The 13,962-nt window shown below is 60.2% G+C and carries 13 protein-coding genes; 11 read left to right on the forward strand and 2 right to left on the reverse strand.

The window, feature by feature from the left end; translation table 11 throughout:
• The first annotated feature begins 69 nt into the window (after window positions 1-69).
• From KJF94_RS08980 to KJF94_RS08995, 4 genes are all read left to right on the forward strand, one after another.
• Complete coding sequence (locus tag KJF94_RS08980; protein ID WP_214382704.1) at window positions 70-1,074, forward strand: PdxA family dehydrogenase; 1,005 nt, start codon at window positions 70-72, stop codon at window positions 1,072-1,074.
• 66 nt (window positions 1,075-1,140) lie between these two features.
• Window positions 1,141-2,019, forward strand: coding sequence for an alpha/beta fold hydrolase (locus KJF94_RS08985; RefSeq protein ID WP_214382706.1), 879 nt, complete (start codon window positions 1,141-1,143; stop codon window positions 2,017-2,019).
• A 63-nt stretch (window positions 2,020-2,082) separates the two neighbouring features.
• Complete coding sequence (locus KJF94_RS08990) at window positions 2,083-3,366, forward strand: MFS transporter (protein ID WP_214382708.1); 1,284 nt, start codon at window positions 2,083-2,085, stop codon at window positions 3,364-3,366.
• A 136-nt stretch (window positions 3,367-3,502) separates the two neighbouring features.
• Entirely contained in the window at window positions 3,503-4,777 is a 1,275-nt protein-coding gene (locus KJF94_RS08995; protein ID WP_214382710.1) for an MFS transporter, read from the forward strand.
• On the opposite strand, the gene KJF94_RS09000 is transcribed toward KJF94_RS08995, so the two are convergent.
• Window positions 4,702-5,589 (reverse strand): LysR family transcriptional regulator, encoded by an 888-nt coding sequence (locus KJF94_RS09000; protein WP_214382712.1) that lies wholly within the window; start codon window positions 5,587-5,589, stop codon window positions 4,702-4,704. The two genes, KJF94_RS08995 and KJF94_RS09000, sit on opposite strands and share 76 nt — an antisense overlap.
• Before the next feature lie 260 nt (window positions 5,590-5,849).
• Between KJF94_RS09000 and KJF94_RS09005 the strand changes: the two genes are divergently transcribed.
• From KJF94_RS09005 to KJF94_RS09020, 4 genes are all read left to right on the forward strand, one after another.
• Complete coding sequence (locus KJF94_RS09005; protein WP_214382713.1) at window positions 5,850-6,164, forward strand: DUF485 domain-containing protein; 315 nt, start codon at window positions 5,850-5,852, stop codon at window positions 6,162-6,164.
• Window positions 6,161-7,834 (forward strand): cation/acetate symporter ActP, encoded by a 1,674-nt coding sequence (gene actP, locus KJF94_RS09010; protein ID WP_214382715.1) that lies wholly within the window; start codon window positions 6,161-6,163, stop codon window positions 7,832-7,834. Before KJF94_RS09005 ends, actP begins: the two co-directional genes overlap by 4 nt.
• Window positions 7,835-7,906: 72 nt before the next feature.
• Window positions 7,907-8,461 carry a cytochrome b gene (locus KJF94_RS09015; RefSeq protein ID WP_214382717.1) on the forward strand — a complete coding sequence of 185 codons (555 nt, stop codon included), beginning with the start codon at window positions 7,907-7,909 and terminating at the stop codon, window positions 8,459-8,461.
• Window positions 8,462-8,464: 3 nt separating this feature from the next.
• Entirely contained in the window at window positions 8,465-9,484 is a 1,020-nt protein-coding gene (locus KJF94_RS09020) for an NAD(P)H-dependent flavin oxidoreductase (RefSeq protein ID WP_214382719.1), read from the forward strand.
• 236 nt (window positions 9,485-9,720) lie between these two features.
• On the opposite strand, the gene KJF94_RS09025 is transcribed toward KJF94_RS09020, so the two are convergent.
• On the reverse strand, window positions 9,721-10,608 hold the full coding sequence (locus KJF94_RS09025) for a LysR family transcriptional regulator (protein ID WP_214382721.1): 888 nt from the start codon (window positions 10,606-10,608) through the stop codon (window positions 9,721-9,723).
• A gap of 112 nt (window positions 10,609-10,720) precedes the next feature.
• On the opposite strand from KJF94_RS09025, the gene KJF94_RS09030 reads away from it, so the two are divergent.
• The 3 genes from KJF94_RS09030 to KJF94_RS09040 all read left to right on the forward strand — a co-directional run bounded on the left by KJF94_RS09030 (window position 10,721) and on the right by KJF94_RS09040 (window position 13,854).
• Window positions 10,721-11,395: an MOSC domain-containing protein gene (locus tag KJF94_RS09030; protein ID WP_214382723.1), complete on the forward strand. Its 675-nt coding sequence runs from the start codon at window positions 10,721-10,723 to the stop codon at window positions 11,393-11,395.
• Window positions 11,396-11,585: 190 nt separating this feature from the next.
• The gene (locus tag KJF94_RS09035; protein WP_214382725.1) at window positions 11,586-12,635 is read left to right on the forward strand and encodes an NAD(P)H-dependent flavin oxidoreductase; all 1,050 of its coding nucleotides are present in this window, start codon (window positions 11,586-11,588) and stop codon (window positions 12,633-12,635) included.
• Between the two features lie 91 nt (window positions 12,636-12,726).
• The gene (locus KJF94_RS09040) at window positions 12,727-13,854 is read left to right on the forward strand and encodes a GGDEF domain-containing protein (protein WP_214382727.1); all 1,128 of its coding nucleotides are present in this window, start codon (window positions 12,727-12,729) and stop codon (window positions 13,852-13,854) included.
• Window positions 13,855-13,962: the final 108 nt, after the last annotated feature.

Consider the following 13,962-nt stretch of genomic DNA (forward strand, 5'->3'; position numbering starts at 1 on the left):
ATCCGGGCTTACTCCCAGGCGCTCCCGATAACAAGAAAGACACATCTTGACCGGACTGGAGAGAATCTGATGAAACCCCTGATTGGACTTATGCTCGGCGATGTAACCGGCATTGGCCCGGAGTTGGTCGTCAAGCTGTTGTCGACACCTGAGGCACGTGAGCGGGCGGATGTGGTGATCATCGGTGACGAGCGGGTGCTCGAACTGGGCATGCGCGACGCTGATCGGCGCATTCCCTACCAGAAAATCACGCACCTGAGCGAGGCCGACTACACCCAGGCGGCGGTACCCCTGATCGATCTGCACAACGTTGACCCTGCGTTGTATGAGCGCGGCGTGGTCAACGCGGAGTCCGGTCGGCTGACCGGCGAAACCCTGAAGATCATGACCGACATGGCTTTGGCCGGTGAGCTGGACGGCATCTGCTTCGCGCCGCTGAACAAGGCCGGCCTGCACCGCGGTGGCTGGAATTACCACGACGAACACCAGATGTTTGCCGCCTGGACCGAACACGTCGGTTACTTCGGTGAGGTCAACATCATCCCGCAGTTCTCGACCTTCCGCGTGACCTCCCATGTGGCGCTGCGCAAGGCCGTCGACATGGTGCAACCGGATCGCATCGAAGGGGCGTTGCAACTGGCCCACGACACCTTGCGTGCACTGGGCAACAGCGCGCCGCGAATCGGTGTCGCCGCGCTCAATCCCCATGGCGGCGAGAACGGTCTGTTCGGTGACGAAGAGATCACGATTATTCGCCCGACGCTCGAAGCCTTGCGCTTGAAAGGCCTGGCCTGCGAAGGGCCGTTTCCTTCCGACACGGTGTTCATCAAGGCGCGCAACGGCGATTTCGACGCAGTGGTGATCATGTACCACGACCAGGGCCAGATCGCGACCAAGCTGCTGGGCTTCTCGTCCGGCGTGACCCTGACCGGCGGCCTCAAGACCGTCTATGCCACCCCGGCCCATGGCGTCGCGTACGACATCGTTGGCAAAGGCATTGCCGACGTCGGCGCCATGGCCGCTGCGTTCCGCGTGGCCGCCGACGACGCCGCCGCGCGCAAGCTCAAACGCTGAGCCCTCCACGAACAACAAGAGCAGGGCGAAACGCCCAGGCCAGGCATACCCATCGAGGCTGAGACCATGTTCGAGAATTTCACCAAAACCATCACCAAAACCAGCGGCGCCGACATCGTCACTGTCGTGGGAGGCGAGGGCCCACCCTTGCTGCTGATGCACGGCAACCCGTTCAATCACCTGTCCTGGCACAAGATCGCACCGCGCCTGGCCAAGGACTTCACCGTGGTCTGCACCGATTTGCGCGGCTATGGCGACAGCTCCAAACCGGAAGGCGGTGGCGATCATTCGGCTTATTCGTTCCGCGCCATGGCCCAGGATCAGGTCGAAGTCATGCAGTCGCTGGGCTTCGAGCAGTTCTATGCTGCCGGCCATGACCGGGGTGCGCGGGTGCTGCATCGCATGTGCCTGGACCACGGCGACAAGGTGTTGAAAGCCGGATTCGTCGACATGCTGCCGCAACATTATTTGCTCAATAACGTCACGCGCCAGTGGGGCAAATTTTCCTGGCACTGGTTCTTCATGACCCAGGACGCGCCGACGCCGGAGCGCATGATGAACGCCGATCCTGAGTTCTTCATCCTGCGCAAACTGTCGAAGACCGACCAGGGCACCAGCTTCTTCGGGCCCGAGGCGCTGGCCGATTACATCCGCTGCATCAAGAACCCGGCCACCACCCACGCCATGTGCGAAGACTATCGCGCCACGTTCGGCATCGACCTGGACATGGACACCGCCGACTTTGACGCAGGCCGCCGCATCGACAACCCGGCGCTGATCCTCTGGGGCGAAAAGGGCGGCGTTGGCCGCAACCACAATGCCGCGGAAATCTGGAGTCGCTACGCCACCAACATTGTGCAGACCGCCACGGTGCCTTCGGGGCACTACTTGCAGGAAGAGTGCCCGGACGAGACCTACGAGGTGCTCAGCGGCTTCTTCAAGTAACGCCATGACAGGCGGTCCGGGATGACCGCCTGCCCACTACAACTATAAAAAAAGGTGGAAAAAATGATTCCGACTACGCTTGCGCAAAAACGCAGGGCAACGCTGACGTTCGTGTTGCTGTGCGTCATGGCATTCATCATGTACGTGGACCGCACCAACCTCGCGGTCGCCGCACCGACGATCAGCAAGGAACTGGGGTTCAGCAACACCAACCTGGGCATGATGTTCTCCGCGTTCGCCATCGCCTACAGCTGCTTCATGATTCCCGGCGGCTGGTTCAGTGACCGGATCGGTTCGCGAAAGGCGATGTTGCTGTACGGCATCATCTGGTCGGTCGCGACCATTGCCACGGGCCTGGTCAGTGGCTTGGTGGTGCTGGTGATTGCGCGTTTCGTGGTCGGCATCGGCGAAGCGCCGATCTACCCGACCGCAGCGCGCATGATTGCCCGTGCCATCCCCATCACTCAGCGCGGCACGGCCCAGGGCATGATGCACGCGTCAGGACGCCTGGCGAATGCGCTGGCGCCGTTGATCGTGACGTTCATGATCATCCAGTTTTCCTGGCGCATGACCTTCGTCATCCTCGGCGTGGTGACACTGATCTACATGTTCGTGATGTATTTCAGCCTGAGCGAGTCGAAGAAACTGGTCGAAGCCACGGCCGCTGCACCGGTGGCGCCTGTGGTCGCCGTCCCGGTCAACTGGCCGCAGATGCTGCGCAGGGTCTGGCCAGCGGCCGCCACCTGTTTTTGCCACGGCTGGGTGTTGTGGTTCTTCCTCAACTGGATTCCGTCGTTCTTCACCCAGCGCTACGGCATGGACCTGACCCACACCGCCATGTTTTCGACCTTCGTGCTGCTCGGCGGGACCGTCGGCACCGCGGTCGGCGGCATGCTCTCGGACTGGCGTTTCAAGGTCACCGGCAACCGCCTGCGCTCACGTCGCGACCTGATCATCTTCGGCTTTCTGGCCTCGATCATTGGCCTGATTCCGCTGATGTTCACTCACGATCTGATGATCTGCGCCTGTGGCCTGAGCTTCTCGTTCTTCTGCTCGGAACTGGCCGACTCGCCGCTCTGGGTGATTGGCACCGAGGTCTCCCACGCCCACTCAGCGACCTCCAGCGCCTGCACCTTCACCGGCATGGCCTTGGCCGGCGCGGTGTCGCCGGTGGTGATCGGCTGGTTGCTGGACATCACCGGCAATAACTGGTCGGTGGCGTTCGGCGCGTCGATCGCCGTGGTGCTGATGGGACCGATTTTGGCCATGTTCATCAAGCTGGACGACGAGCCGGCGCCGGAGCCCGTTTCCTCGGTGCATTCGAGCGCGCCTGTCACCCAAGGCTGAAGTCCGGGCGCTTCCGAACAGTTATCTTGATTGGAGATAGCCCTGATCGAATTAATTCGCTTCTTTAGATATCTGCGCCTGCGTAGCCTGTCTGAAGAGCAACTTTCCATTCGATCAAAACGGAACGCCCTTGTACGTGAATTATTCCGATCGCAACCAGAGGTACTGGCGCCGAAACCTGGCAGTGTGCGTCTTCGGCTCGTTCACCACGCTGGTCAGCCTGAGTATGTTGTTGCCCTTTTTGCCGCTGTACGTCCAGCAACTGGGCGTGACGTCGCAGGCTGACGTGGTGCAATGGTCGGCGGTGGCCTTCGGAGCGACGTTTCTGGGGACCGCTGTGACGGCCCCGATCTGGGGACGCCTGGCGGACCGTTATGGCCGCAAACCCATGCTGGTCAGAGCGGCCATCGGCATGGCCATTGTGATGTCGCTGATCGGGCTGGCGCGGAACGTTACCGAACTGGTCGCGTTGCGCCTCTTCGCTGGCCTCATCGGTGGCTACGCATCCGCTTCCATTGTCATGATCGGCTCCCAGGTTCCGCGGGAAAGGGCCGGTTGGGCCTTGGGTATTTTGTCCACGGGCGCCTTGTCCGGCAACCTGATCGGGCCGTTGGTGGGTGGTTTCCTGCCTGAGTTCGTGGGTATCCGGGGCACGTTTTTCGTTGGCGGCGGGATGATCGCGGTCGCTGCCCTTGCCACCATCCTGTTGGTGCGCGAGGACTTCGATCGTGTGGCGGATGCAAGGCAACGGCACCAGAAAAACCGGCCTGAGGGGGAGGGTTCAAAATGGCCGGTGATCGGCGCACTGCTCGTGACCGCGATGATGGTGCTCCTGGCCAATATGTCGATCGAGCCGATCATCACCGTCTACATCGGCGACCTCGGCGTACCGATGGATCGTCAGGCGCGTGTCGCGGGTTTTGTCATGGCCGCTTCGGCGTTGGGCAGCATTTTGACCGCCGCCAGACTGGGGGCACTGGCAGACCGGGTTGGCAGCTGGAAGGTGATTGTCGGCTGTCTGCTGTTGACGGGACTGGTCATGGTGCCCCAGGCCTTCGTCACGCAATGGTGGCAACTGGCGGTTTTGCGCGGTGTCATGGGGATGACCCTTGCTGGCCTCCTGCCGGCGATTGCCAAGCTGATCCGGCATTCGGTTGAAGAGCACAACACCGGGAAAATCCTGGGTTATCTGCAATCGGCGCAGTTTTCCGGGCAGGTGATCGGGCCACTGATCGGTGGGCAGATCGGGGCTCATTTCGGCTTGCACCATGTGTTTCTGGTGACGGCCGCGCTTCTGTTGGTCTGTGCCGGAATGAACGGCTGGATGAGCTATCGCTACGTGGGCGCGAGCGCCGGCACCCCGTCCAGTCGAACGCTGTCCAGAAAGGTCGATAACGCGCTGGAAAAATAGCCATCGATGCGCCGGACAAACACCGTCTCTACGTCGGCGATGTCCGGTGCCAGCTTATGCACGTTGACCAACCCGTCGCGCAATGCACCGGCGACAACGCCAATGGGTAACAGCGTGACGCCGACGCCGGCGGACACGCAGGCAACGATGGCTTCGATCGATCCGAACTCAAGGGGCTCGGGCGTCGGAACACCCAACCCGGTCAGCAGGGAGTCCAGGCGCTGGCGATAGGAACAACCGATTCGAAAGACAACCGTCTTCAGGTTGGCGATCGAGGCGACCTCTTCCAGCCGATTGACGGCGGTGGACGTGACCAGGACAAGCTCTTCGCGGAAGGCTATCTCACTCAGCAGTTCCGGGTGATTGACCGGCCCCACCACAAATGCGCCTTCGAGCTGACAGTCGATGACCCCCTGGATCAGACTGCAGGTGGTGCCGGTGCGAATCAGTGGGCGAACGTCAGGGTAGGCCTTGGCGAACCTGGCGATCAGCCGTGGAAGACGCAACGCCAGCGTCGTCTCCAGCGTACCGATCTCGAATACGCCTCTTGGATGTCCATCGTCGCGCGCGGCGCTGGAGGCATCGCAGAGCAGCTTCGACAGGCGCGCGGCGAAGGGCAGGATCCGCCGCCCGGCCGGCGTGACCTGGACACCTCGGGCGCTGCGTTGAAACAGCGACACCCCCAGCTCCTCTTCCAGCGCTCGAATTCTTGCGGACACGTTCGATTGCACGGTGTTCAGTTCGCTGGCGGCCTTGTTCATGCTGCCGTGCCGCGCCACCGCGTCAACCACCTTTAGGTCGGTCACATCCATCGAATTCACCTATCTCTAAAAGCAATAACTGTCGATAAAAATTAACTTTGAGGAGATTAGGTTTCGCGGATCGCAAAGGCAAGAAAAGGCGATCTAAGGTTCATCAAAAGAGATCACAAGCATCACTAATGATCGTTTTACATGATTCAGTGCCGGGCATAGGTTGAGGGTGCAAATACCCCGCAGCCAGTGGCAAATCGAGTCTTCGAATTGAGGCTGTGGAACAACAATAAACGCTTCCACTGCAACACGGAGTCAACGTGAACCATGCACTCGAATCAGCCAGAATTCGTAACCATCCCCGGTATCAAGAATTGGTTTCACGGCAGCGAAGATTCGTCGCTTGTCTTGTCACCGCCACCCTCGTTCCTTACTTCACGTTCATCCTCATCGCCGCGTTTGCGCCGCACCTGCTGGCGCAGAAGCTCTCTGCGACCAGCATCATCAACATAGGCTGGCCGCTCGGCGTCGCCTTCATCGTCGGAGCCTGGTTGTTCACGGGCCTGTACATCCTTCGTGCCAATGGTGAGTTCGACGCGCTCACCACAGAAATTCGCGAAGGAGCGATCGTATGAAACCTCTTCTTCGCTACCTCATTGTTCCTGCTCTCCTGAGCGCGGCAGCCACGTGCGCCTCGGCGGCCGACACGTTGCAGGCGGTTGAAAAACAACCCCTCAATATAACCGCCATTGCGATGTTTCTCGTCTTCGTACTGACGACGTTGGGCATTACTTACTGGGCGGCCAACAAGACCAAATCGATGGACGATTTCTATAACGCCGGCGGCGGCATCACAGGCTTCCAGAACGGTCTGGCGCTGGCCGGGGACTACATGTCGGCGGCTGCGTTACTGGGTGTCACCAGCATGATTTTCTTCAACGGCTTCGATGGGGTGCTGTACTCGATCAGCTTCTTCGTCGCCTGGCCACTGCTGCTGTTCCTGTTTGCCGAGCGCATCCGCAATCTGGGGCGGATTACGCTCTCGGACATTGCGTCTTTTCGACTCGATCAAAACCGGATTCGCACCCTGACGGCCTTCGGTTCGTTGACGGTGGTCTGCTTTTATCTGGTGGTGCAGATGGTGGGCGCGGGGCAACTGATCCAGCTGCTGTTCGGTCTTCCCTACAACTATGCGGTGATTGCTGTCGGGTTGTTGATGGCGGTCTACGTCACGTTTGGCGGGATGGTCGCCACCACATGGGTGCAGATCATCAAGGCCGGGCTGTTGTTGGTGGGCGGAACGTTGCTGGCGGTATTGGCGCTGAGCAAATTCGGGTTTTCCTTCGAACAGTTGTTCACGCAGGCGGTTGCCGCACATCACGATGGCGAGCTGATTCTGTTGCCGAGCAAACTGGTGGCCGACCCGTTGGCGCTGATCTCGCTGTCGCTTGGCCTGGTGTTCGGCACCGCTGGATTGCCGCATATCCTCATGCGCTTTTTTACCGTGCCGGATGCGCGGCAAGCGCGTAAATCGGTGTTCATCGCGACGGGTTTCATCGGCTTTTTCTACCTGATCGTAGCGGTGCTCGGGCTGGCGGCGATCGTGATCGTCGGGCGCGATCCGGCGTTCTACGAGTCCGGCATTCTGGGTGGCAAACTCATCGGCGGTGGAAACATGCCGGTGATGCACCTGGCCAAGGCCGTCGGCGGTGACCTGTTGCTGGGCTTCATCTCTGCCGTCGCGTTCGCCACGATCCTCGCGGTGGTCTCCGGACTGACGATGGCGGGGACCTCGGCGATTTCCCATGACCTTTACGTGATGGTCTTCAAGAAGGGCCGGGCGGAGGCGAAGGACGAGCGACGTGTTTCGCGGATCGCCTCGGTCGGCATCGGCATCGTTGCGGTTGTGCTGGGCATCCTGTTCAAGGACCAGAACATCGCCTTCCTGGTGGCGCTGACGTTTGGCGTGGCAGCCTCGGTCAACTTCCCGATCCTCGCGCTTTCGATGTACTGGAAAGGGCTGACGACTCGAGGGGCGTTGATCGGGGGCATCGCCGGACTGGTGAGCTCGGTCAGCCTGGTGATTCTCTCGCCTGCGGTGTGGGTCAAGGTGTTGGGCAATTCCGAGGCGATTTTCCCCTTCGACTACCCGGCGATCATTTCGATGAACGTGGCGTTCTTCTTTACCTGGCTCGGCTCGGTCACCGATCGCAGCAGCGAGGCTGTGCTGGAGCGGGAGCGTTTCGATGACCAGCTCATCCGTGCCCAGACCGGCCTCGGGGCCTCGCAGGCGGTCAGCCATTAAGGCCCGGCCCGACGAAGAAGCACCCGTCACCTTCCTATCCTGATTTGCGCACTCTGCCAAAAGGAGTTTGCCATGCTACTTCGAGACAATGGCTTAAGGTTTTCACCCATTACCGTGGCGCTGCACTGGGTCGTGGCACTGTCGCTGCTGGCGATCTTCGGCTTGCAGCTGATGATCGGCCAAGCCTCCAGCGACGCTGCGCGGATGCAGTTCGCCCACCTGCAAAACCTGGTGGGGCTGATTCTGTTTCTGGTATCGGTCTATCGATTCTGGGCCAGGATCACCTCTTATCATCCGCTGCCCGTGGGCACGCCCAATCCCATCGAAGTCATCATCAGCCGTTCGGTTGCGGTGGCACTTGCCCTGGCGATGGTGTTGCTGCCGATTGCGGTTTGGGCTTCCAGAGCGGCGGGCGGCGAGGCGGTGGTTTTGCCTGGAGGGTTCTCCATTCCGACGCTCTTGCCCATTCACGCCGGACTCAAGCATGTCGTCGATGTGCTGTTCGATATCGGTGCCTCGGCGTTCCTTGCCGGCCTGGCCTTGCATGTCTTCGGTGCGGTCAAGAATCACTTTCTCCTGAAGAACAACACGCTCAAGCGGATGCTTGGAAAACATGTGGAGCTGTGAGTCATGAACGAAGCCAGATTTGATTTTGCAGGAAACGCCATCACTCAACTCTGCGGCGTGAAGTACCCGATCTTTCTCGGTGGCATGGCGGCCATTTCCGGTCCTCAACTGGTTGCGGCAGTCGCCAACGCCGGGGGCATGGGCGTCCTTGGCGGCCTGCGCCTCCCGCCGTTGACCTTGCGCCGGTGGATACGGGAAACCCGCGCACTGACCGACAAGCCCTTTGGTGTGAACCTCGTCCCGCAGTTCGGCGGCCCTGACGTATTCGAAGCGCAGTTTCAGGTGGTGCTGGAAGAAAGACCCCGACTGCTTTCACTGTTTTACGCCGAGGCCTATTCCGCCGACATGATTCCCCGAGCGAAGGACGCGGGGCTGACGGTTATGGTGCAAGTGGGGTCAGTGGAACTTGCCAGAATTGCCATTGCGCAAGGCGCCGACATTCTCGTGGCGCAGGGCAGCGAAAGTGGCGGTCATCTGAATCGTGGCACGATTGGCATCATGCCGTTGTTGTCCTCGATCCTGCGTGTTTCGGAGGGGCGACCAGTCCTGGCGGCGGGCGGCATCGTGGCGGGTGACGACGTCCGGGCGCTGATGTCGCTTGGTGCGTCCGGCGTGGTGGTGGGCACGGCGTTTATTGCCACCGACGAGTCGAACGCGCACCCGCTCTATAAGCAAAAGATTGTCGAGGCGACGACGGATGACACGGAGTACCGGACCGGTTATTCGTTCGGCTGGACCTACGGCACGCCTCACCGGGTGATTCCCAATCGGGACAAGTGGAACTTGCTGCGTTTCATCGGCGGCGGCGCCCGGGCGATCGACAAACCGCGGATGGCCAAAAAGCTGTCGCTGTACGCGGGACAGGGGGTGGGCAAGATTCACAGTGTCGTCCCGGCGGGCGAGCGCGTGGCGGAGCTGGCCCTTGGCTTGCCGACAACACCCAGTTTACGGTCGGCGCAGGAGGGTGGCGCCGTGACAGGCCGGTTCCTGAAGGAGGAGAAAAGGTCACTCGGCTGGCAGTGAGCAGACCCGTTGACCGTGGTGAAAAAAAAGCTCGGAGTTGATCACTGTAATGCTGTTCACTTACGAGCGTCTTGAATCAGAGAACCCTGTGGCGAGGGAGCTTGCTCCCGCTTGAGTGCGTAGCACTCACAATAATCGGCAATGGTTGCCAGATTTTTGGGGCCGCTACGCAGCCCAGCGCGAGCAAGCTCGCTCGCCACAAAGGTATGTACGATCCAAGAGCGGAGCCGGTCAGTTCAGGCCACCGCCGGCCTTGCGATCTGGTCTTGTGCCAGGCCGATGAACGCGCTCATGGCCGAGGTGATCATCGTGTCGTTTCGGCGGATGAAGACGGTCGAGACGTTGGCGAATTCCGGCGGTAGCGTATGGCAGCGAATGGCATGGCGCACGCTGCAATTCTCGGCGATCGCCTTGGGCAGCAACGTCACGCCCATGCCAGCGGCGACGCAGGACAGGATGCCATCGAGGGTGCCCAGTTCCATGATCTGATTAGGGATCAGTCCGACCTGATAAAACCAGTTTTCCAGGGTCGAGCGGTAGAAGCAGCCGGTGCGGAAGACCAGTACGGTTTGCTGCGGGATTTTCTCGATCAGTGCGGGCAGCGACGGGAACTGGTTACTGCTGACCAGCACCAGTTCCTCCTGGAAAACCTCTTCCTGGGTCAACGCCGAGTTCTGGTGGAAACCGCCGACGAATGCGCCGTCGAGTCGATGTGCTTCAATCGCCTTGATCAGTTCGGAGGTGGTGCCGGTCAACAGCGACAACTGAACCTCGGGGTATTTCTCGCGGTACTTCGTCAGCACTTGCGGCAAGCGGATGGCGGCGGTGGTTTCCATTGAGCCCAACCGCAGCAGACCCGCGGGAACACCGGTGTCCATCAGGGCGCTGCGACTCTCTTCTGTCAGTTGCAAAATGCGCCGCGCATAACCAAGGAAGGTCTGGCCCGCCGAGGTGAGCACCACCCCGGACTTTTTGCGGATGAACAGTTCCCGGTTCAGTTCGGCTTCCAGCTCCTTCACCCGCATGGTGACATTGGACTGCACCGTATTCACATTGACGGCGGCCGCTGTGAAGCTGCCAAGTTCGGCAACCGCGCAGAAAATCTTCAGTTGGCGCATTTCCATGATCATTGCACCTATCATAAAAAGTGATTGATAGCATCACGAGCCATCATTTTACGGGCTTTGTCGATGGTTAGTAAAGTCAACAAAACAGATGGATGAGCGTGGCCGGACGATGAGCCTGACTTCGAAAATTGACCACGTCTTTGCCGGCGGTACGGGCGTCCTGAAGCCCGAAGGGCAACGCTCGGGTATCTTCAAACAGCGGCGTTCGGGCCCCGCTCGCGTGGAACTCCACGGGATTGTCGGTGATGAGCACGCCGACCGCAGGGTTCACGGCGGTCCGGAAAAAGCGGTTCATCACTATGCGGCAGAAAACTATCAGCACCTGGCGCAGGCCTTTGCGCAGTGCGCCCCTGAACTGATCCCGGGCAGCCTCGGGGAAAACATTTCGGCGCTTGGGCTCACTGAAAAGAACGTGCACATCGGTGACGTATTTCAAGTGGGCAGTGCGGTGTTGCAAGTCTCTCAGCCACGCAGCCCGTGCTGGAAAATCAATCACCGCTTTGACGCCGAACGCCTGTCGATGCATGTCGCCAAAGAGCGAATCACCGGTTGGTATTACCGGGTCCTTAAGCCGGGATTTGTCGAGGCCGGGGACACCATCGAACTGCTGGAACGGCAGACGCAGCGCTTTTCCATCGATGAGTTCTGGCAGGTGCAGCTGTCGCACCGGCCGATGATCGACGATCTGCTCGCGCTGGCCGCCACCCGTGGCCTGGCCGAGGACTGGAAGCGGCGGCTGTCGGAACGGGCGAAGTGGCTGCAAAAAGCTGTTCAAAACAAATAACTGCACCGGCACCCAACTGTGGCGAGGGAGCTTGCTCCCGCTGGGCTGCGCAGCGGCCCCAGAGCTTGCGGCTGCTACGCAACCGAGCGGGAGCAAGCTCCCTCGCCACAGGTGATAAAACCCGTTCACCATTTGTGATCCATAAACGCGCCATCGCTTTTACTCCCACTCATCACGTTCAGGTGCTGTCATGTCCAATCCACTGCTGTCCCTTTTGAACATTCAACTGCCGATCCTTCAATCCCCCATGGTGGGCGTTTCCACACCCAGGCTCGCGGCAGCGGTATCGAGTGCCGGCGGCCTGGGTTCCATCGGCATCGGGGCGAGCAGCGTCGAGCAGGCGCGGGCCATGATTCGAGAGGCGGCGGCGCTGACGGACAAGCCTTTCAATGTGAACCTGTTCTGCCACGCGCCAGCCGTCCATGACAGCGCCCGAGAGGCGCAATGGCTGAGTGCTTTGGCGCCGTTTTTTGCCGAGTTCGGTGCCGCTGCGCCGTCATCGCTGCGTGAGATCTACACCTCATTCGTCGAAGACCCGCACATGCTTCAGATGCTGCTGGAAGAAAAACCGGCGGTGGTCAGCTTCCATTTCGGGCTGCCCCCACAACCTGCAATCGATGCGCTCAAGAACGCCGGCATCATCCTCTTGTGTTCCGTAACGAACCTGGCCGAAGCGCAGCTGGCGGAACACGCCGGCGTGCATGCGCTGGTGGCTCAAGGTTATGAGGCCGGGGGGCATCGCGGGGTATTCGACCCGCAGCAGGACACCGAGATGGGCACGTTTGCGCTGGTGCGGGTGTTGAGCAACGCTTGCAAGCTGCCGGTGATTGCGGCGGGCGGCATCATGGACGGGGCAGGCATCAAGTCGGTCATGCAACTGGGCGCCAGTGCCGCGCAGTTGGGCACTGCGTTTATCCTCTGTCCTGAATCCTCCGCCAACAGCGCTTACCGTGAAGCCTTGAAGGGGCCGCGCGCGCACCAGACCAAAGTCACCAGCGTAATTTCCGGCCGTCCTGCCCGGGGCATGGTCAACCGCAACTTCACCCTCCTTGCGGCGGCTGCCACGGCACTGCCCGACTATCCGCTGACCTATGACGCCAACAAGGCGCTCAATGCCGCGGCAACCGCCCAGGCCAACACGGAATTTGCCGTGCAGTGGGCCGGGCAGGGGGCGCCGCTGGCGCGTGAAATGCCAGCCGCGGCGTTGGTGAATCTGTTGGTGGCAGAAATGAAGGCCTGACGTGGATTCGTTTGATCAAGGAGTTTTGTGAGTAGCCGTAAGCAATGTGCCACAATCGCCATCGTCGCAGCATCACGATCAGGCGGATGAAATGGATGGCCTTGGATTGCGGTACGAAATGGAAGAATTAATCGCCAGGCAGGTGCACGCGGACCGATTGCACCAGTTGTTTCGCCAGTCGGTTTCAGCAGTTTTCGGCAGTTTCCTCGCGGTGCTGATGCTCTGCTGGCTGTGCTGGGAACGTTTTGATCACACGGTCATTGCGTGGTGGATAGCGCTGCTGGCGGCGTCGTCGTTGTTGCGGATTTCGATGTTCATCGCCTACTTCCGCAGTTCGGCCAGTGAGCGCACCCCTCAGCGCTGGGAACGCACGTATTGGGTCACGCTGATTTTGTCCGCCGGTATCTGGGGCTCGGGTGCGCTCGCGGTGATTCCGGCCGATGACCTGTTGGCCCAGGCGCTGGTCATGCTTTTTTGCGTCGGGATGTCTGTCAGCGCGGTGTCCTGTTACTCGGCCTATCGCTACATGACGGTGGTGTCCATTTCCCTGGTGTTGTTTCCCTGTACGATCTGGCTGCTGTTTCAACCCTCATCCCTGCAAGTCGGTATGGGGGTGGCAGTAGTGGTGTTTGCCTCATTTGTATTCAGCGCGACGCGCAACCTGTCCGACGCACTGGAAACAGCCTTTCGTTTAACCCGCGAAATAGAACACGCGCACAGTGTTTCCACGCGCGCCGCCCAGACCGATGAACTCACCGGCCTGATGAACCGCCGGGCTTTTTTCGAACACGCCCAGCAGCTGTATGGCCACTGCAAGAACAACCACTTGCCGCTGTGTGCCGTGATGCTGGACATGGATCACTTCAAGCACATCAATGACACCTACGGGCATCAGGTCGGGGATCAGGTGCTGCGGCAAATGGGGGTGGTCATCAGCCGCTCGTTTCGCGAAACCGACGTTTACGGTCGGTTGGGCGGGGAGGAGTTTGCTGTTCTGCTGCCGGACACCTCGATCGAGGTCGCGCAGAACATTGCCGAGGAACTCATCCAGTCGATCGCCGGCCTGATGACCGGGCCGGTTCACCGCATCTCGGCCAGCGTTGGTGTCGCGTCAATGATTGCCGAGGATCACGATCTGCACAGTTTGATGAACAACGCTGACAAGGCGTTGTATCGGGCCAAGGCGCGCGGGCGGAATCAGGTGGCGGTTTCCGAATAAACCGTCAAAAAGCTGCACGATGCAACGAATGCCACGTCATGGCCTCATATGAAAACGAGCAGTGCCTTTGGTGCAGAAGGGCGGATGCCATTTTTTCATGACGAGAGG

The sequence above is a fragment of the Pseudomonas hormoni genome, from assembly GCF_018502625.1.
GTDB lineage: Bacteria > Pseudomonadota > Gammaproteobacteria > Pseudomonadales > Pseudomonadaceae > Aquipseudomonas > Aquipseudomonas hormoni.